This window comes from Rhodonellum sp. (genome assembly GCF_030656585.1).
Taxonomy (GTDB): Bacteria; Bacteroidota; Bacteroidia; order Cytophagales; family Cyclobacteriaceae; genus Rhodonellum; species Rhodonellum psychrophilum.
On sequence record NZ_JAUSPP010000053.1, the window covers coordinates 40,247 to 60,259 of the forward strand.

The 20,013-nt window shown below is 42.2% G+C and carries 11 protein-coding genes; 6 read left to right on the forward strand and 5 right to left on the reverse strand.

From position 1 onward, the window contains the following. Window positions 1-3,081 carry a TonB-dependent receptor gene (locus Q7J63_RS12910; protein WP_304886682.1) on the reverse strand — a complete coding sequence of 1,027 codons (3,081 nt, stop codon included), beginning with the start codon at window positions 3,079-3,081 and terminating at the stop codon, window positions 1-3. 244 nt (window positions 3,082-3,325) lie between these two features. Here Q7J63_RS12910 and Q7J63_RS12915 point away from each other — a divergent pair, with 244 nt between their 5' ends. Further along, window positions 3,326-6,223 (forward strand): two-component regulator propeller domain-containing protein, encoded by a 2,898-nt coding sequence (locus tag Q7J63_RS12915; RefSeq protein WP_304886684.1) that lies wholly within the window; start codon window positions 3,326-3,328, stop codon window positions 6,221-6,223. Between the two features lie 210 nt (window positions 6,224-6,433). Here Q7J63_RS12915 and Q7J63_RS12920 read toward each other — a convergent pair whose 3' ends face one another. From Q7J63_RS12920 to Q7J63_RS12930, 3 genes are all read right to left on the reverse strand, one after another. Next, window positions 6,434-6,592, reverse strand: coding sequence for a hypothetical protein (locus Q7J63_RS12920; RefSeq protein WP_304886686.1), 159 nt, complete (start codon window positions 6,590-6,592; stop codon window positions 6,434-6,436). A gap of 173 nt (window positions 6,593-6,765) precedes the next feature. Next, window positions 6,766-7,128, reverse strand: a complete 363-nt coding sequence (locus tag Q7J63_RS12925) for a hypothetical protein (RefSeq protein WP_304886688.1) — start codon at window positions 7,126-7,128, stop codon at window positions 6,766-6,768. A gap of 371 nt (window positions 7,129-7,499) precedes the next feature. Further along, window positions 7,500-10,013 (reverse strand): cation-translocating P-type ATPase, encoded by a 2,514-nt coding sequence (locus Q7J63_RS12930; protein ID WP_304886690.1) that lies wholly within the window; start codon window positions 10,011-10,013, stop codon window positions 7,500-7,502. A 182-nt stretch (window positions 10,014-10,195) separates the two neighbouring features. Here Q7J63_RS12930 and Q7J63_RS12935 point away from each other — a divergent pair, with 182 nt between their 5' ends. The 5 genes from Q7J63_RS12935 to Q7J63_RS12955 all read left to right on the forward strand — a co-directional run bounded on the left by Q7J63_RS12935 (window position 10,196) and on the right by Q7J63_RS12955 (window position 18,715). Beyond that, window positions 10,196-10,648, forward strand: coding sequence for a PA2169 family four-helix-bundle protein (locus tag Q7J63_RS12935; protein ID WP_019598996.1), 453 nt, complete (start codon window positions 10,196-10,198; stop codon window positions 10,646-10,648). 108 nt (window positions 10,649-10,756) lie between these two features. Further along, on the forward strand, window positions 10,757-11,671 hold the full coding sequence (locus Q7J63_RS12940; RefSeq protein ID WP_304886693.1) for a YihY/virulence factor BrkB family protein: 915 nt from the start codon (window positions 10,757-10,759) through the stop codon (window positions 11,669-11,671). A 526-nt stretch (window positions 11,672-12,197) separates the two neighbouring features. Continuing rightward, the gene (locus Q7J63_RS12945) at window positions 12,198-12,758 is read left to right on the forward strand and encodes an AraC family transcriptional regulator (RefSeq protein WP_026333761.1); all 561 of its coding nucleotides are present in this window, start codon (window positions 12,198-12,200) and stop codon (window positions 12,756-12,758) included. A 40-nt stretch (window positions 12,759-12,798) separates the two neighbouring features. Further along, window positions 12,799-18,303: an ATP-binding protein gene (locus tag Q7J63_RS12950; RefSeq protein WP_304886696.1), complete on the forward strand. Its 5,505-nt coding sequence runs from the start codon at window positions 12,799-12,801 to the stop codon at window positions 18,301-18,303. Further along, window positions 18,281-18,715: a response regulator gene (locus tag Q7J63_RS12955; RefSeq protein WP_019599000.1), complete on the forward strand. Its 435-nt coding sequence runs from the start codon at window positions 18,281-18,283 to the stop codon at window positions 18,713-18,715. Before Q7J63_RS12950 ends, Q7J63_RS12955 begins: the two co-directional genes overlap by 23 nt. Before the next feature lie 138 nt (window positions 18,716-18,853). On the opposite strand, the gene Q7J63_RS12960 is transcribed toward Q7J63_RS12955, so the two are convergent. Next, a complete protein-coding gene (locus tag Q7J63_RS12960) occupies window positions 18,854-20,011 on the reverse strand; it encodes an efflux RND transporter periplasmic adaptor subunit (protein WP_304886698.1) in 1,158 nt (385 codons plus the stop codon). Window positions 20,012-20,013: the final 2 nt, after the last annotated feature.

Sequence of the window (20,013 nt, forward strand, 5' to 3'; positions counted from 1 at the left end):
TTAAAATCTAACGTTTAAACCTCCCATGATCGTTTTCGCCTGTGGATAGATTCCTCCATCAACACCTGCAAACAATGGATTCCCAGACCCCACATCAGGATCAAAACCAAGGTATTTGGTCAGTGTCACCAAATTATTGGCGGCGATATAGACCCTCAAGGAGCCGATTCTCAAATTCTCACTCAAAGTCTTTGGCAAAGTGTAACCAAGCTGTAAGTTTCTCAGCCTGATAAATGAGCCATCTTCCACATAAAGATCCGAGAACACATTGTTCCTTGTTGATCCTGTGGTCAATCTTGGGATTTCATTGGAGGATCCCGGACCCGTCCATCTGTCGAGGTTGTAAGTCAGTTGATTGGCGAAGGGCTGCTGTCTTTCGTAATTCCGGATGATGTCTTGACCCAGTGCGGCAAAAACATTGGCCGAAAGGTCAAAACCCTTTAAATCCACGGAAAAATTAAATCCCATCACTACGTTTGGAATAGGAGAACCAATCATGGTCCTGTCCGAATCATCACCAAAGCTGATCACACCATCGCCGTTTTGATCCACAAATCTCAAGTCCCCAGGCTGTGCACCGGGCTGAGCGACCGGACTGGAAGCGATTTCCTCCGCAGTCTGGAAGATTCCATCTGTTTTATAGCCGATAAAATATCCGATTGGAAAGCCTTTCTCAAATCTGGTAGCCACATTTCCTCCGACGCTGAAACCAGCTCCTGGGATAAAATCAAATCCATCGGGAACTTTGGTCACCTCATTTTTCAAGAATGTCACATTGTAATCCATCCTGAAATTGACCCCGGAAGTTCTTTGCGTTCCGTAACTCAATTCAAGTTCCAGACCTTTGTTGGATACATTGCCCGCATTAATCACCGGAGCCGATCCCCCAGCGCCGTATGAACCGAGCAAAGCAGAAACTTCAGGCTGAAAAAGAAGATCCTGAGTGTTTTTGATGAAATAGTTGGCCGTGAAATCCACCTTTCCAAAAAGAGTAAGATCCAGGCCCAAATTTGTCTGTCGTGTGGTCTCCCACTTCAAATCCGGATTGCTTGTGGCGCCGATTGCAGCTCCGTTGACCAATGCATTGTTGAATACATAAGTAGCCTCCCCGTTGAGCAATCCTCTGTAGCGAAACAGTCCAATCTGATCATTTCCAGACAAACCAAAACTGGCTCTGAATTTCAGAAAATCAACAGCACTGGATCCGAAAAAATCCTCTTCGGAAAGTATCCATGCTCCGGAAATAGAGGGGAAGTAACCAATTCTGTTGTTTTCACCAAAATTTGTGGATCCATCCCTTCTGACGATTCCGGAAATAAAATAACGCTGCTTGTAATCGTATTCCGTCCTTAAGAATACCGATGTCAACCTTTGTCGGGATTGGAAGGAACCAACATTGTTCAGATACCCACCACCCGCTTGATTGGCGGAGATATCAGCCAAATCCAGTGAATTGTTGGGGATATTGAAGCCTATTCCGTTGAGGCCAAGGCTTCTGTTACCTACATAGGAGACACCCGCAGTTCCTTTGACTCTATGGACTTCATTGAAGGTTTCATTGTAGTTCATGAAAGCTTCAAGGTTATAATCCAAAAAGGTATTTCTGCCTTCGCTTACACTCGCTCCTCTTTCAATTTCCAATCCGCCAAGATTCAAGATCACTGGATCCAAATTGGCGTTTCGGGCACTGTTGGCAAATTTGCCGGCACCGTACCAAACCAAGGGATTGAAAGACTTGCTGTCCACCAATGCATAATTGTATCCGGCTCTTCCTACAAGTGTAAACTGATTGTTGATCTTATAAGAAAGCTCTTCTTTCCCGACGAGTTTGTTCACCCATGCATTGTTATAGGTGTTTTCGATCTGAGCAACGGGATTGATGATGTCATTGACATTGGCGAGGTAAGAATACCTCCCGTCGGTAAAAACAGATTCGGTTGGGTATGCATTGATGGCATTGTAAAGCACGGATCCAATGCCTCCCTGTGCGATACCACTGCTTTCTTCACGGGTAAACAATAGAACGTTCGACAACGTCAATTTCGGAGCGATTTCCGTGGTGAAATTCACCCTGGCGCTATAGCGTTCGAAATTTGCTTTGGGACCACCCACAATTCCCTCTTGGGCAAAATAGGAAGCACCAATGGAGTAGGATGTCTTGGCAGAACCCCCTGTGACGGTCATGTTGTATTCTTGGATAGGCGCTTCTTGAAAAACCGCCCGCTGCCAATCCGTTCCTTCACCAATGTTGGTGTTGTTGAATGGAGCCTGCTGACCACCTGCAGCGAAAGCCTCATTCTTGAGGATCGCATATTCTCGGGCATTCAATAAGTCCAATTGTCTGGCGGTTTGTTGTACACCATAATATGCACTAAAATCCAAAGTCGGTTTGGAATTTAGGGCTCCCTTTCTTGTTTCGATTAGAATGACACCGTTTGCTGCCCTGACACCATAAATACCTGCCGTTCCATCCTTCAGTACATTGACCGATTCAATATCACTGGGATTCAATGCATTCAAACCTGCGGCATCATAAATCACACCGTCGACCAAAATCAAAGGATCATTGTCCCCAAAAGTACCGATTCCCCTGATTCTGATATTGGAAGTTCCCCCGGGAGCACCTGAGTTGGTCGAGATGTTAACCCCTGAAATCTGACCCTGTAAGGCCTGATCTACCCTAGGCATGTTCATCTTTTTGATTGCATCTCCTTTTACCTGTGAAGTGGCTCCAGTCAGCTCCTTTTTGGTGGCCGTCCCATACCCGATGACCACGACCTCATTCAGTGAAGTAATTTCTTCGTCAAGGATGAGGTTGATGGTTCGGTTGTTTCCCACATTGAGTGTTTGGGATTTGAAGCCGATAAAACTGAATTGGAGACGATCGCCTTCCGCTGCTAAAATGGAGTAAATGCCATCCAAATTTGAAATTGTTCCAACTGTGGAACCTACCTTTAATACACTGACTCCGGGAATGGGTTCGCCATCAGACCCGGTTATTTTTCCTGTGATCGAAATCGATTGCGCCATGAGGGAATAATTGAGGACCATGACACAACACAACCATAAAAGTTTTTTCATATTTAAATTTTTGGGGTTAATTATTAACTGACATAAAACACGACATAAGGTAAATCACATCAAAAAAAACCAATACAACATTAATACATCAAGGACCAAAATTCAATTTCACAAAAACACAACAAGCACACCTTAATAAGCCATTTAAAGGGAAATTTCGCATGTTTTTAAATTCTTTATTTATTACTTCAAACCTATTTTTCTAACACAACAAAGGAATTTATTATATTGAAAAAAAATACCCTTGATTCCACCCAAAATGCTGTACCGATTCATTCTCCTTTTGTCCTTTCTGAGTTTAAACGAATGTCTTGGTCAGACTCCAGGATTGCCTTTCTCTAAATACTACTCCAGCAAAGATTACAATGGAGGAACGCAGAATTTTGCCATCACGCAGAGTTCTTCAGGGCTCATTTATGTGGCCAATAATTTTGGACTACTGGAATACGATGGCGCCGGTTGGAGAAGGTATCCTCTGCCCAACAGCACCAAGGTTAGGGATGTGCTCTTGGATGAGCGTGGAATTATATACACCAGTGGACAGGGCGAATTCGGGTATTTTCAGGCAGATCAGACAGGTATTTTACGTTTTCATTCCCTCTTGGATCAGCTTCCGGAAGCCAACCGTAACTTGGAGGAAATCTGGAAAATACAACTCCTGCATGATCGGGTCTATTTTTTCACACTGGAGAATGTATTCGTTTTCTCAAAAGACCATCAACTGCTCAACATCATTTCAGGAAATCCGGCGTTCGAAAGTTTCCATTCTACAAACAATCAGCTCTTTTTGAATCAATTGGACAGCGGATTGCAGCTGATAGAAAAAAACAAATTGGAGCCGTTGGATTTTGGAAAGTCACTGGGAAACAACCTGATCGTGGGAATCATTTCCTTCGCCAGCAACCAGAAACTGTTCTTTACAAGGGATCAGGGAATCTTCAGACTCAACTCGGTGGGAATGCTCCCATGGCAAACCGAACTCAGCAATAAGACAAGGATCAACAAGGCCATTCGGCTGAAAAATGGAAACATTGCCATCGGCACCCAAAGTGATGGGATTTTCATCCTGAATGAAAACGGGGAAATCATCTTGAAGATGAACAACAATCCCGGACTTCAAAACAAGGCTGTACTTTCCCTATTCGAGGATATTTCCGGTAATCTATGGGTGGGCCACAACAATGGCATTTCTTTGATTGAACTCAGTTTGCCATTTAGGGAAATCGATCAATATTCGGGGCTTTCCGGAAGTGGATATGATGCTGATTTTTTCGATGGAAAACTCTATTACGGCACCAACAATGGCTTAGCTGTTCAGCAAATGAATGGAAACACCGCTAGCCAAATCCAAAAGATTGAGCATTCCTCAGGCCAGGTATATTCGATTTCCGAAATCCACAACAAGCTTTTTCTAGGCCATAATGATGGCGCCTATGAAATCATCGACGGGCAAGCCAAATCAATTGATGGCGTGACAGGGATCTGGAAATTACAACCTTTGCGGGACCATCACAATATGGTCATAGGAGGAAGCTACAATGGACTGGTACTCTTCGAATTCAAGGATGACAAACTCAAATTTGTCCGAAAAATAAAGGGCTTCAACGAATCCTCCAGGCTAATTGAGCAGGACAACGATGGCCACATTTGGATGACCCATGGTTATAAAGGCGTCTATAAATTAAAATTAAATGCAACATTGGACGCCGTGGAAGTCTCGTATTACGGGACAGAGGCCGGACTGCCCACCAATTTATTGATAAGCGTTTACAAGATCAACAATAGGTTGATTTTCACCACCGAGTATGGAATGTATTCCTTTGACCCTCAGACGGACCGCTTTGAAAAAGACCCTTTTTTCTCACAGTACTTTCCCCAAGACTTTCTGCTCACCAGTATCATCGAAGATCCATTGGGCAATGTTTTTTATATCGGGGAAGGGGAGGTCGGTGTTTTGGAAAAACAAATCAATGGGACCTACCTCAAAAAACATCAGATCTTCAATAAAATCATCCCTTTGTTGAATGATGATCTCCAAAACATCTCCCCGATCAAAGCCAATGAAATTCTATTTGCCGCCAAAGAAGGTTTTATCTGGTATCGCCTCGACAACAACAACCAAAACACGCCTACTTTCCCCACCATGATCAGATCGGTCTACCTGACCGGTGCTACGGATTCATTGATTTCCCACGGAAGTTATCCTAAAAAAGGAACGGGATCCTCCGAGGAATTGGAAAAAGAAAACATCTCCATCCCCTATTCGGCTAGAAACATCAGGTTTGAATTCAGCAACCCCATACCCAACAATGAAAACACCACGCAATTTCAATTTTGGTTGGAGGGTTTGGAAAAAGACTTCGGGGAATGGACCACCAAACGGGATAGAGGATATACCAACCTACGGGAAGGAGCGTATACCTTCCATGTCAAAAGCAAAAACATCTATGGTCAGATCGGTGAAGAAGACAGGTATTCTTTCAGCATCCAAGCGCCTTGGTACAGGTCGATTCTTGCTTACTTGACTTATGTTCTTTTGGTAGGAGGACTATTGGTTTTGTTCCAAAAACGAATGGATAAAAAATTCCAGAAAAAAACCGCAAAAATCACCTCAATCCAAAGGGAGGTGATAGAGCAAAAAGAAACTGCGCTCAAAGACTCCCATGAAGAGATTGAAAGACTGAAAAATGAACAGCTGCACGCTGAAATCAAGAGTAAAAACAAAGAACTGGCTTCCGCTACGATGCACCTGATCAACAAGAACGGATTCATCGACCATGTCAAAGACCATGTCGCCACCGTGGTCAAGAAAAGCAAAAACCAGGAGGTGAAAAACGAACTCCAAAAAGTCATCCAAAGCATTGACAAAAATATGGCTGGCGACAACGATTGGGAGCAGTTCGAAATCCATTTTGACCAAGTGCATGGAGATTTCGTCAACAGGTTCAAGAATCAATTCGAAGACCTCAGTCCTCAGGAAATAAAATTGAGTGCCTACCTGAGAATGAACCTTTCTTCCAAGGAAATCGCCCATTTGATGAACATTTCCACGCGAGGCATCGAAATCGCACGCTACCGACTTCGCAAAAAACTCAACCTCAACAGGGCGGAAAACCTACAGGAATTTATCCTGAAATTTTAAATTCCTTGTATGCAATCCCATCCCACCCTAAAAACGATTCAAAATCTGTCGCTTGTCTACAGTTCATGACTCCCCCATTTTGGCTCAATGCCTTATTCCCCAAATGGTTTGATTTTCTTGCGGTTTCAACACCTATTGAGAAACCAATTGGATATTTCGGGTTTAACCCCTGTTGTATCGGGAATAAATCCCTTTTTATGCATTGTCCATTCAAATGTAGCATGTCCAGAGGACCGGATCCGTGTCATTTTCCCGACAAAGACTGATGACAAAACAATTCCTTTCAGAACGATCCAAGATCATTCCCACCGTCCACAAGGATTCATCCACCCGATGGGCCACGATCAGGGAAACTACTTTTGATTTCATAAACAGCTGTTTGAAACAATTCTAAATTCAATTGTCTTAAAAAACACCTAAAAAAGCAATCAAAACCATTTCCTGCAGACAATAGCTAACTCTCGCCACAGTAATTTGTTCATTGTCCAGAGTATCCTATCTGCATGGTCAGGAACTGACCGGCCATTTCATCATCGATCGCATCAGTTCTCTTCGAGGTCATTGTGATTTTCACCGCCAAGACTGTAATAGTTGTTCTCCTCATCCTCACTGCCGATATCCTCCATATCATCATCCAATTCGGCACCGGGGATATCCAAGTCTCCTCCATATGGTTCGTCTTCAAAATCTTTCTTTTTTCGACGATCCTCAATTTCCATGGGAACCTTCATTCGGGTCGGCCTTTCTGGATCGATGTCCATCTCTTCCTTGTATTGAATATAAATATCCTCCACCGCAGGGTATCTTGGATAGCCGGGAAATTCGGTTTTTTCAACTTCAGTTGAGGGAGTATCTGGGGATTTGCCCATCCCTTTTGTATTTGTGACTTTTCTTTTCTTTTTCATTTGAAAGTATGTTTTGTGGAAAATAAAATCGAATCAACTGAACACCTTAAATGCTAAAAACTTCAGTCTAATTTACGATATATCAAACGTATTTTCTTATGATTTTGATCATCTCTTCCATCAAACCCATAGGGTGCAACACGAACTTAATCAAAATGTTAATTATCTAATATTTAATTAGTTGTTGATTATTTTTGACTTCATCCTATTGGTGTCAGGAATTAGTCTCCCAATAGTCTGATTTTCTTTCGGTTTCAACTCCCATTAGGAAGTCTAAAGCATTGTTAGGGTTAAAAAGCGAATCGAACCCTGACAAATTATCCAGGAAAACCAGAAGAGGTGCAAACAATCCATCAAGGAAAAAAAGTCGATCAAGGAAGGGCTTTTTCAGCAGCAGAGCCCTTTTTTCTTTTCCAAAACTTCAAAATTTCCACCCAAATGACCGACAGGAAAGCCACCGCCAATGCCATCAGCACCTGCCCCATTGAAATCAATTCAAAGTCGAAGACCTCCCTGACAGGTGGAAAGGTGATGGATAGCGCCAGTACCAAGAGAGACGCCAACAACACAATGGGGATCAATCGATTGGGATAGCGAAGCGTATAAAAAATGGAATAGTAAAAAGACCTGTTGACCAATGTCAAAAACAAATTACTGAAAATCAAGGTCGTATAAATCACGGTACGCACCATGGATTCGCTGTGCCCATGGTCCATGAAATAAAAACCAATGCCCAAACATCCCAACGTGATGGCCAAGCCTTGAAAAACACTCAGCGAAAGCTCCTTCCAGGAAAAAAAGGTATCGCTCATTTTTCGGGGTGGCTTTTGCATGGAATTGGCTTCTATCGGTTCGTTTTCGAACACAATGGAGCAGGTCGGCCCCATGATCAACTCCAAAAAAATCACATGGATGGGGGAAAAGATATTCGTGTATTTCCAAAACAAGACCAAGGGAATCGCCACGATCAAGATGATCGGAATGTGGATGGAGATGATGTACTGGATGGCTTTTTTCAGGTTTTCATAAATCCGCCGACCCAATGCCACTGCATCGGTCATGTGCCCAAGATCATCATCCATCAAAATCAATGCTGCTGCTTTTTTCGCCAATTCGCTTCCCCGCATGCCCATGGCAACGCCAATATGAGCAGATTTCAGGGCTGGCCCATCATTGACCCCATCGCCAGTCATGGCGACGATTTCTCCATTGGCCTTGAGTGCTTCGATGATTTTAAGCTTGGCCTCGGGAAACATCCTCGAAAAAACATTGATTTCCTTGACTTTTTCTGAAAGCTCCTCGAACTCAATTTTCATGACCTCCTCCCCTGTCATCGCCGCTCCTCCATTTTTCAAGCCAACCTGTTTGGCTATCGCAAGGGCAGTCTGGGCATGGTCTCCGGTGATCATTTTGACTTTGATCCCTGCTTGGTAAAACGACTTAAGCACTTGTCCTATGTTGGGTTTGGGCGGGTCATAAAAAGCCAAAAGCCCCAAAAAAAGAAAATCAAGATCAAACTGACTTTTGGGAAGATGGGCAGGATCATGCTCGGATTTGCCGACGGCAAGTACCCGAAAACCTTTGGTTGCAAAGGCCTCTGCCTTATCTAAAATAAGTTTTTTTTCATCCCCATTCAAACTTGTCTGGTTCAAAACGCCCTCCACGCTTCCCTTGACGGAGAGGATTACTTCTCCAGATTTTTTTCGAAAAACATGGGTCATCACTGGTGGTTTTCCCTCCAAGGGATACTCATGGATCATCACCGAGTCCGGCCTTTCATCCACAGGACATACTTGTCCATAAACTTGATGGAGGGATTTTTCCATCGGGTCAAATGGATTGATCTCCGAGGCCCAGACTCCATATTCCAGCACCTCGCCATAAGAAAAAGGGTTATGGGTAAAATCAATTGTCTTGTCCCCTTCCCATTGATAAATGGCGGACAGCTCCATCCTGTTTTCGGTGAGTGTCCCTGTCTTGTCCGCGCATATCACAGTGGCCGCGCCCAAAGTTTCCACGGTATGGGGACTTCTGGTGATGACCTTCTTTTTATACAAGTGATAGGCACCCAATGCCATAAAAGTACTGAAAGCCACTGGGATTTCTTCCGGCAAAATGGACATGGCCAATGTCAGCCCCTGCAACAAACTATCGAAAATACTCTGTGACAAGTAATAGTTGATCCCCCAAACCAAGAGAAAAGCAATCGCTCCAAATCCGACCATGGACCGGACAAAATTCTTGATCTGAATTTGTAAGGGTGTCTTGGTGATTTCTATTTCCTGAAGACTTCTGCCAATTTTGCCCAAAGCGGTTTCCTGACCAATGGCGGTTACCTTGGCGATACAATTCCCCGTCATCACCAAAGTCCCCTGAAAAACCATGTCCTTTCCGGAACCGGCCTCTTTGGTCACGGGCAGGGATTCGCCCGTAAGCATGCTTTCATTGACAGAAAAATCGTGTGGCTCCAAGACCGAAGCATCTACCGGAACCAAATCACCATCCTCGATCAAAATGACGTCATTGACCACCAATTCTTCGGCAGGAAGGCTGCGTAGAATACCGTTTCTGAGCACTTTGGCCTCGGGACTCGACAGTTTTTTGAGCGTCTCGACAGCATTTCGGCTTTTGTTTTCCTGAAACAGGGAGATCCCGGCCACCAAGGTCAAAGCAACCAACATAATAATTCCCTCACTGTATTCCCCCAATAAAAAATAAAGCGTGGCGGCTAGCACCAAAATAATGAATAACGGCTCCGCTATGACTTCCTTTAAAACTTCCAAAAATGGACTCTTTTGCTCTGAAGTTAATTTATTGGTGCCAAATTCATTTCTATTGGCGATTACCTCTTCGTCGGATAAGCCGGTAAAAGAAAAATTTTCCATTTAGGTGGGGACGTCATTTATGACAAGATACCTTTAAAATCATTGATTTGAAATCCAAAACCGGATATTTTTTCAATAACAAATCAAATTCTCACCTGATTTTTATGTAATCAAAATGTGTAATTGTGTAATATATTAAGAATAAACATGAGCAATTTTGTAATGTACTAAAACTAGAAAAAATGGATCCTAAAAAATCAATTACCGTTTTGAACAATCTTATTGAAATCAACAACGACAGAATCGAGGGATACGAAACTGCCGCCAAAGAGACAGAACAGGGGGATTTGAAGGCATTGTTTGCAAAACTTGCCAACACAAGTCACGAATGCAATTCAGAACTGAGGAGGGAAGTCACCAAACTCGGTGGAGAACCTGAAGAAGGCACTAGGGTAACCGGTAAATTTTTTAGGGTCTGGATGGATGTGAAAGCAGCATTGACGGGAAATGACTTAAAAGCAATCCTGAACTCTTGCGAGTTTGGAGAAGATGCTGCAGTGAAAGCTTATAGAGATGCTTTGAAGGATGATGTAGCGCATTTGGACTTGGATCTGGAGTCTCTTGTCAAGAAACAATATTTAAAAATCAAAGCGGATCATGACACCGTAAGGGATCTTAGGGATTCAACTTCCTAAATCCCTATATTTCTTTGAGATGCCAATATAAAAAGTGGAAAAACCTGTAGGCTTTTTCCACTTTTTAATTTCTATTTTTGTGGATTGAATTCAACCAACAATTGCCGAATGAAATTAAAAGTCAATAATCTGGGTAAGTTGTTTTTAACAACTTTTAAGGAGTGGAATGAAAAAGATCCCTTCCGCCAAAGTGCAGTCGTTGCCTATTATGCGGTATTCAGCATTCCCGGGTTATTGGTGTTGGTGACTGCCATCACTGGATATTTTTTTGAGAAGGAAACCATAACAAAAAACATCACTGCCCAGATCTCCGGAACGATGGGCGTGGACACAGCCAATCAGATCGGTGAGATGATAGGCAATATTTCCAAGGACAATGCAACCCTGATTGGGTCTATTGTAGGGGTCTTGATTTTGTTTGTAGGGGCCACAGGCGTATTTGTAGAAATGCAAAAGACCTTCAATTTGATATGGAAAGTGGAAGCCGTTCCGCAAAAAGGAATCATCCTTTACCTTAAATCCAGGGTGTTTTCATTCGGTTTGATTTTGGCAATTGCTTTTTTGCTGCTGATATCACTTGTGGTGTCGACAGCCCTTGCCTCCATGAGCAACTGGATCCAAATGGATACTTCGGGTTCTCTTTTTGTTATTTTCGGTATCTTTAATTTCCTTTTCTCATTGTTGATCATCTCAACGCTATTCGGCTTGATGTTCAAGATTTTGCCGGATGCAAAGATCAAATGGAAACATGTTTGGCTGGGTTCACTGGTGACAGGCTTGTTATTTACCCTAGGCAAGACCGCATTGGAATTCTATTTCATTACCGCTTCCCCCGGATCCGTATATGGGGCTGCAGGCACAGTAATCCTGATCCTGCTATGGGTATCCTACTCCGCAATGATTTTATTTTTTGGTGCTGAATTTACAGCCACCTACGCCAAGATGTACTCTGGGAAAGTGGCACCAACAGAGATCGCTGTGGCCGTGGTGCCGGAAACAACAATAATGGTCGAGGAAAAATAAAAAACATCAAGTCAGCAGTTGATTTTGTTGTTCAAAACAGAAAATATCCAAAGTCGTAAAACAAGTTCCTATTAACAATTGAAAACGGACCGGATTTGTCGTGGGAAATCCAGTTTTCAATGAAAATAACACACTTTCAAAAAGAAAACAGGGTAATTTTTCCTTACCCTGTTTAGATGTTGTTTGATTTGATCCAATAGAATGATTTTTTTCGTCACGAAAGAAAACTTCGCTATTTTTAATTTCTTGGTAAAGAATTTGCAATGACTTCGTAAATTGGATACCAAACACCACTGTTCTATAAATCATGGAGCATCCAGAGGGCTACTGATTGCGAATGATCACCTATCATTTTCATTTTGAAAACTTCTAAAACAAAAACTATTACTAAAAACTCACCACTGCATTAAAATCACTCTTAAAAACCTTCAAAATAAGTGATTTTTGAAAGCTTTGATGAAAATCAAATAATTTATCCGGTTGAAAATTTCTTCTTATTTCAAAGTCTTAACCCAGTCAAAATCTATTGAAAATTTACATTAAATATATGGTCAGTACCCGCTGCAAATTGGCGGTAAAACAAGAATTGAGAAATCTTGGCCTTCATTTTATGGTGGTGGAATTGGGTGAAGTAGAAATCATGGAGACGCTCACAAAAGAACAACATGAAAAATTGAAAGTGGGATTACTCCAATCTGGACTTGAGTTAATGGATGACAAGCGGGCGGTTCTGATTGAGAGGATCATCAATGAAATCATCAAAACGATTCATCATTCCGAAGAGCCCTTAAAAACGAATTATTCAGATTATCTCAGTGAAAAACTAAAGTACGATTACAACTATCTCTCCAATGTATTCTCTGAGGTAAAGGGGATCACCATTCAGCAGTTTATCATCAGCCATAAAATAGAGCGAATCAAGGAACTGATCATTTACGGGGAATTGAACATGACGGAAATTGCCTATAAAATGAATTACAGCAGTGTTGCCCATTTGTCCAATCAATTTAAGAAAATGACAGGCCTGTCGCCTTCTCATTTTAAGAATTTGAAAAACAAAAATCGCCTCCCGATAGAGGAAATTTAAATCTTTTTTTGTCCAAGACACTCTTTTTAAAACTCTTTATATGGCTAAAGACCCATCTGACCCTTTTGAATCCCACATGAAAGGGGGTGAAATGGGTAAATTGATCCGAAATTTCGATTGGGGAAAAACACTGCTTGGAAACCCTGAAAATTGGCCTGTCAGCTTACAAAACACCCTCAATATCGTACTTACCAACCGCTTCCCAATGGCATTGTGGTGGGGAAAAGAATTGATTCAGTTTTACAATGACGCCTACATTGACATTCTAGGGATCAAACACCCAAAAGCCTTGGGACAAAGTGCGCGAGAATGCTGGAAAGAAGTCTGGGAAGTGGTCAAAAACCATGTAGAAACCCCTTTGAACGGAGGTCCGTCTACTTGGATAGAGGACATGATGTTGGAAATAAACAGGAACAACTTCATGGAAGAAACCCACTTTGCGGTCTCTTACAGCCCCATACCGGACCTTACTGCGCCAAATGGTGTGGGGGGTGTAATCGGTACGGTCCATGAAATCGGATTGCAGGTTATTAGTGAGCGAAGGATGATGTTGCTCAGGGACGTGGCGGCAAACGCCAACAAAGCGCGGCTCGCTGAAGAGGCCTGTGTCATCGCAGCTGCCAATATTGTCAATTTCCCCAAAGACATTCCTTTTGCCTTGATCTATTTGCTCAAGGCAGGAAAATCCGAAGCCAGGCTCGTCGCTACAGCCGGGATTGGAATGGGTGAAGAAATCAGTCCATTTTTGATTGAAATCGGAAGTGCGTCCGATTGTGAAAAGTGGAATTTGGCCATAGTCCTTCAGGCCAAAAAACAATATTTAAAGGAAGATTTGCAAGATTGTTTTGAAGATATCCCTCAAGGACCTTGGACAGATGCTCCCAAAAGTGCCGCCATCATTCCTCTGCGCAGCAACAAACCAAATGAATTGACAGGCTTTATTGTTTTGGGGATCAGTTCGCGATTGCGCTTCGATGGAAATTACAAAAGCTTTTTTGACTTGCTTTGCTCCCAAATTTCCTCATCTGTAGCTACTGCTTCCATTATAGAAGATGAGCGCAAACGAGCCGCAACACTTGCCGAAATTGACATCGCAAAGACCGCTTTTTTCAACAACATCAGCCATGAGTTCCGAACGCCATTGACCTTGATCCTGGGCCCTTTGGAAACCATCATCAATAGTTCAAAAAACCAACTCAGTCCAGAACATCTCGAAAGCTTAAAGACCACTCATCGGAATGCGCTTCGCTTATTGAAACTGGTCAACAATCTACTCGACTTTAGCCTCATTCAAAGTGGCCGTCAGAAAGCCAATTTCGAGCAGGTGGACATTGGATTGTTCACCAAAAACCTGGCAAGTACCTTTCGGTCTGTCATCGAAAATGAAGGCCTCCAGTTTATTGTCAATTTAGACCCCATAACCGATCCTGTATTTTTGGACAAGGAAATGTGGGAGAAAATTGTATTCAATCTTCTATCCAATGCGCTTAAAAACACCTTAACCGGAACAATTCAAGTGGATGCCTATGTAGAAAGTAGGCAAATAAAAATCAAGGTAAGCGATTCTGGAATCGGTATCCCGAAGCATGAGCTGGAAAACATTTTCGATCGATTCTTTCGGGTTCAAAACAGTTTGGGCAGGAGCCACGAAGGTTCTGGACTTGGCCTTGCCATGATCAAGGAACTTGTGCACATACACGGTGGCACCATTCAGGTAGAAAGCATTTTACACAAAGGAAGCACTTTCACCATTTCCATTCCCACAGGAAAAGAACATTTGCCAGAAGATCAGATCTACCGCGCCCACACGATCAATTTGGAAAAGCCTTCACTTGGTTTTTTTGAGGAGTCCCGCATCCTATTGGAAGAGAAAATGGTGAAAAACACCTCTGCGGTTTACCCGGCGGGGATTTTTGAAGAAGATAGCCTTGAGTCGGTCTTGATTGTGGACGACAATGCAGATATGCTTTCATATCTGGAAAAAATTCTTGAGTCGGAGTTTAGGGTGCACACTGCTGAAAACGGAAAAGTGGCACTCGAAAAAATAGCGCAGAGCCATCCAGACATTATCTTGTCTGACATCATGATGCCGATCAAGGAAGGGATTCAACTCCTAAAGGAAATTAAAGAAAATCCAAAAACTGCCCATATTCCGGTCATTCTGCTTTCTGCGCGTGCAGGTGAGGATTCCAAAATCCAAGGCATCGACATTGGAGCGAATGACTTTATCACCAAACCTTTTTCGGCAAAAGAGCTGATCGTGCGGATGAAGGCCCAGCTTAAAATAAAACGTACCCTCCAATTGGCAGATCAGCATTTGAAGAATCTTTTCCAACAAGCTCCAGTGGCTATCTGTATTTTTAGGGGAATAGATTATGTCATCGAATTTGCAAATGAGGCAATGATCAAATTTTTGGGAAAAAAGGTTGAACAGGTGCTCAACAAACCAGTTTTTGAGTCGATGCCTGTTTTTAAAGACCAGGGATTTGAAGAACGACTAAAAAACGTGTTGGAAACCGGAAAACCCTTCATTGCCTCAGAATTGCCAATTACTCACATGAGGGGAGGTAAAATTGAAAACATTTACATCAAGCTGATCTATGAAGCCATGCGCGATGGAGAAGGGAAGATCACAGGTGTGATGGCTTTGGTAGATGACATTACAGATCAGGTCTTGATGCGGAAAAAAGTAGAAGAGAGTGAAAACCGATACCGTGAATTGATCCATTCCTCCCCTTTTATGATCGCCAGTTTTAAAGGCGAAGAAATGATCATCGAAATCGCCAACAATGCCATCTTGGAACAGTGGGGCCAGGACCGCAGTGTAATCGGGAAATCATTGTTTTCAGTTTTACCGGATTTGGCAAAGCAAGGATTTGATGAGATTCTGGCAAATGTGTACCGTACAGGAGAGGTCTTTACAGCCTATGAAATGCCCGTTACATTGGTAAGAAATGGGATTCCCGAGTTGTTTTATTTCAATTTCATCTATTATGCCCAACGGGATCTGGAGGGAAACATCATAGGTATCATTGATATCGCCAATGAAGTCACGCCCAAAGCCGAATTAAACAAGTCAATTAGGGCTAGCGAAGAGAAGTTTCGAAAGATCATCAACCTCATGCCAGAGAAGGTTTCCAACGCCAACCAAAATGGAGAAGTCATTTATTATAATCAAAGTTGGGCAGATTATACCGGGACAAGTATTGAAGAATTGGTCACAAACGGCTGGGAACAATGGATCCATCCGGAGGATTTGCCTCTCACTATCGAAAATTGGAATGTCGCTGTGACCACAGGCAAGCCCTTCGAGGTAGAAGCGCGCATGTTGGACAAGAATGGCCATTACAAATGGCACATGAGTCGGGCAAGGCCTATAAAAGATGAAAACGGAGCAATCAGCATGTGGATCGGGGTGAATTCTGAAATCCAGCTTCAAAAGGACCAAAACCGGCTCCTGGAAAAAACAGTGAAAATCAGAACCAAAAAATTAAAAAGGACCAATAAAGAACTGAAATCAAAAAACCAGGAACTGATTATTGCCAAAGAAAAATTAATGTCCGAATATTCTCGAAGTCTGATCGAGGCCAGTCTGGACCCCTTGATTACGATCAGTCCCGATGGAAAAATCACGGATGTGAATGAAGCTATGGCCAAAATCACAGGGAAGACCCGCTTGCAACTTATCAATTCCGATTTTGCACACTATTTCACAGAACCCCAAAAGGCCAAGGAAATTTACCTGGAAGTTTTTAATAAAGGGTTTGTGAAAAATTATCCGCTAATTTTGATTGATGGAGAATTGATAGATGTACTTTTCAATGGCTCCACCTATAATGACCAATCGGGAAGCGTGGTAGGGGCAGTGGTCATTGCCCGAGTGATTACCGAACAAAAAAGAATCCAGAGAGAACTGATCAAAGCAAAGGATTCTGCGGAGTCTGCAAGAACCATCGCCGAAACAGCACAAGCAAAAGCAGAGGTTGCCGTCATTGCCAAACAACAATTCCTTTCCAACATGAGTCACGAAATAAGGACTCCCATGAATGCAATCATCGGGTTCACCAATCTGGTCATGAAAACGGATTTGTCTGGAGAACAAAAAGAGTATATGGATGCCATCCAAACAAGTGGGGAAACTTTACTCCAGCTAATCAATGACATCCTCGATTTGGCAAAAGTAAATAGTGGCCAAATGACGTTTGTCAATGAAGCCTTTAATCTTCGCGACTCCCTGACCAGTATGCTCAAATTATTCGAGCCAAAAGCAGCTGAAAAGGGTTTGGTTCTGAAAAAAATACTGGATAAAAACATCCCGAAAATATTGCTGGGTGACCCACTCAGGTTGCATCAAATTCTTTTGAATCTCTTGAGCAATGCGATCAAGTTCACCTCCAAAGGTGAGATTTCGCTTGGCGTGCGTTTGTTGGATGAAAACGAACAAGATGCAACACTGGAATTTGATGTCCATGATACAGGAATCGGAATCCCCGAAAATAAATTGAAATCCGTTTTCGGAAACTTCCAACAAGCATCGGACGACACCTCAAAACTCTATGGAGGTACGGGATTGGGCTTGGCCATCGCAAAACAACTTGTGGAATCCCAAGGAGGAAGCATCCAAGTAAGGAGTCATATAGGACAAGGATCAAGTTTCTCCTTTATTTTGAAATTAATGAAAACCAAAGACGAGATTATCGTGAATGAAGAGATAAAAATGACAGTTGATGTAACCAAAAACATCAAGGTTTTGGTAGCTGAGGATGTCGCATTGAACCAATTGCTTATCAAAACAATTTTACATGGATTCGGTTTTGAATTTGACGTGGTGGATAACGGTGAAATCGCCTTGCAAAAACTACAAACCAAGTCCTATGACATCATTCTGATGGATTTGCAAATGCCCGTCATGAATGGTTTCGAGGCCACAAAACATATCCGGGAGATCCTAAAATCGAATATCCCGATCATCGCCTTGACGGCCGATGTGACCACGATGGACAAAGGAAAGTGTTTGGAATATGGAATGACGGATTACTTAGCAAAACCAATACATGAAAAGATTCTTTACAACAAGATCGTGGAACTGGTAGTCGCTCATTTTCAACCGAATACAGACCCCATCCAAACTGATATCCAAAATGGGGCTCAAGACAAAACAACAAAGAAGCTCATCAACCTTGAATATTTGAAAAGTATCACATCCTCAGACAAGGTCTTGATAAAAGAAATAATCTCGGTTTATCTTACTCAAACACCCCAATACCTCGAAGGAATAAAGCTGAGCCTGAAAAATGAAGACTGGAAAGGAATTTATCAGTTTGCACATAAAATGATTCCTTCCTTCTTCATCATCGGATTGGATAAAAAATTCAGCGATATTGCCACAGATATCCAAGATTATTCAGCCGATGTCTCCAATAGAAACAAAATACAGGAACGAGTGGATTCCCTTCAAGCGATCATGGAACAAGTTTATATAGAATTAGAAGCAATTATGTCACTCAATAACAATTCACAAGATGGAGTCTGGAAAAACAATTAAGGTATTCTTGGTGGATGATGACACTTTGTTTTTGAAGTCATTGGAAATCCAATTCAAGAAGTTGGGTGGATTTGAAGTATCAACCTTTGAAAGCGGATCACTCTGCATCGCCAATTTAAATCAAAATCCAGATGTCATAATTTTGGATTATCATTTGGACAGCATTGACAAAGAAGCGATGAACGGGATAGAAACCTTGGACAAAATCAAAGAAATTCAACCCAAGCTACCCGTGGTCATGCTTTCTTCACAGGATAAAATCGAAGTAGCGATAAACTGCATGCACCATCATGCCCACGACTATATCACAAAGAGTGAGACCTCCTTTATCCGGATCCAAAAAAATATAGATCGAATTTTCAGTTATCAGAAAATTGAAAAGCAATTGAATTGGTACATGGACAGGATGTAAAAACAGGCACAGAAAATTTTCTGTGCCTGTTTTTATTGAAAAATCATCTTTATTTTCTAGTGAAAAATTCTTTTTGGCTTCTTACCAATAGTCCAACCCCCCTTTTGTCAGGCCCTTAACCCAGTTTGTTTTCTGGTATCAATTCAAAATTAGATTGAAAGCACCTTTGGAGAGGAATTGTGAATTTGCATCGAAATCGGATGTATTCAAGATCTCCACTCTCCCACCACTTTTTTGCCCAATCAAAACTTCTCTTTTTTCAAGATAAATCAAGTCATTTTCCATTCCTTTTTTAATCAACACGAAGTTCTTTGTTTCTACATTCACCACACTTTCTTCCGGCAATGAAAGTGCCTGATGACTAGCGATGATGATTTTGGATTCCACGAACATTCCCGGAACGAGTTTTTCTCCCTCTTTTTCATTTTTAAGGTGAACGTGGAGGTTGACCATTCTTTTTTCGTTGACGGATTGGCCCACCAAGAACACCTCTCCCTCGATGGACTCGGTTTCCCCTCCTTGAAGAGAGAAAAATACGGGCTGACCTTGTTTGATGATCACCGCATCCTTTTCGAAAACATTCAATTCTACATGCAAATGCTCCTTATTGATCAGTTTGACAGCAATGTCTGAGGGATTAAGATAAGTCCCTTGATTTACCAGTACTGTCTCCACATATCCGAAAGTGGGTGAAAGCACCGAAACCCTTGACGTGATGTTTTCGGGAGTAATTTGGGCAGGGTTCAGGTTGATCAAGAGAAGTTTCTTTTTAAGACTCTCTGATTTGGCCAAGGTGCTTTGATAATCCGCCTCTGCTTTGAGATAATTCTTCATTGAGGAAATATTTTCGTCGATGAGCACTTTTTGCCTGTCAAAATCATTCTTTAAATAGGCCAATTGACTCTTTGCATCCAAATAGTCCTGCTGCATTTGGATAAACTCAGGGTTTTCAATGGTAAAAAGAAGCTGTCCTTTGGACACTTTTTGGCCCACAAGAAGCTCCATTTTTTTGATGTAACCCCCAAAATAAGTACTGATATCGAACCTACCTTCTGCCGGTACATTGACCATCCCAGTTGCGGTAATGTGTTCTGTAAATGCCGATGAAGAAATACTGTCCCAAATCATCCCCGAACCTTCAAACTGGGCTTGGGTGAGTGTCACTTCATTTTGGTTTGGGTTGGTCTTGATTTCAAGTGAAGTCTCCCCTGTATTCTGTCCAGTACATTGTAAAAAAGCCAATGCCAAAGCAAAAAGCCAAATCGATTTGAAGTATGATTTTCTATCGTTTTTCATGA

Bases quoted from the DNA above. Each gene is read 5' to 3' on its own strand.
- Q7J63_RS12960 (WP_304886698.1), bottom strand. From the start codon at position 20,011: ATGAAAAACGATAGAAAATCATACTTCAAATCGATTTGGCTTTTTGCT.
- Q7J63_RS12955 (WP_019599000.1), top strand. From the start codon at position 18,281: ATGGAGTCTGGAAAAACAATTAAGGTATTCTTGGTGGATGATGACACT.
- Q7J63_RS12920 (WP_304886686.1), bottom strand. From the start codon at position 6,592: ATGAAATCAAAAGTAGTTTCCCTGATCGTGGCCCATCGGGTGGATGAA.
- Q7J63_RS12935 (WP_019598996.1), top strand. From the start codon at position 10,196: ATGGATCCTAAAAAATCAATTACCGTTTTGAACAATCTTATTGAAATC.
- Q7J63_RS12950 (WP_304886696.1), top strand. From the start codon at position 12,799: ATGGCTAAAGACCCATCTGACCCTTTTGAATCCCACATGAAAGGGGGT.
- Q7J63_RS12940 (WP_304886693.1), top strand. From the start codon at position 10,757: ATGAAATTAAAAGTCAATAATCTGGGTAAGTTGTTTTTAACAACTTTT.
- Q7J63_RS12930 (WP_304886690.1), bottom strand. From the start codon at position 10,013: ATGGAAAATTTTTCTTTTACCGGCTTATCCGACGAAGAGGTAATCGCC.
- Q7J63_RS12910 (WP_304886682.1), bottom strand. From the start codon at position 3,081: ATGAAAAAACTTTTATGGTTGTGTTGTGTCATGGTCCTCAATTATTCC.
- Q7J63_RS12925 (WP_304886688.1), bottom strand. From the start codon at position 7,128: ATGAAAAAGAAAAGAAAAGTCACAAATACAAAAGGGATGGGCAAATCC.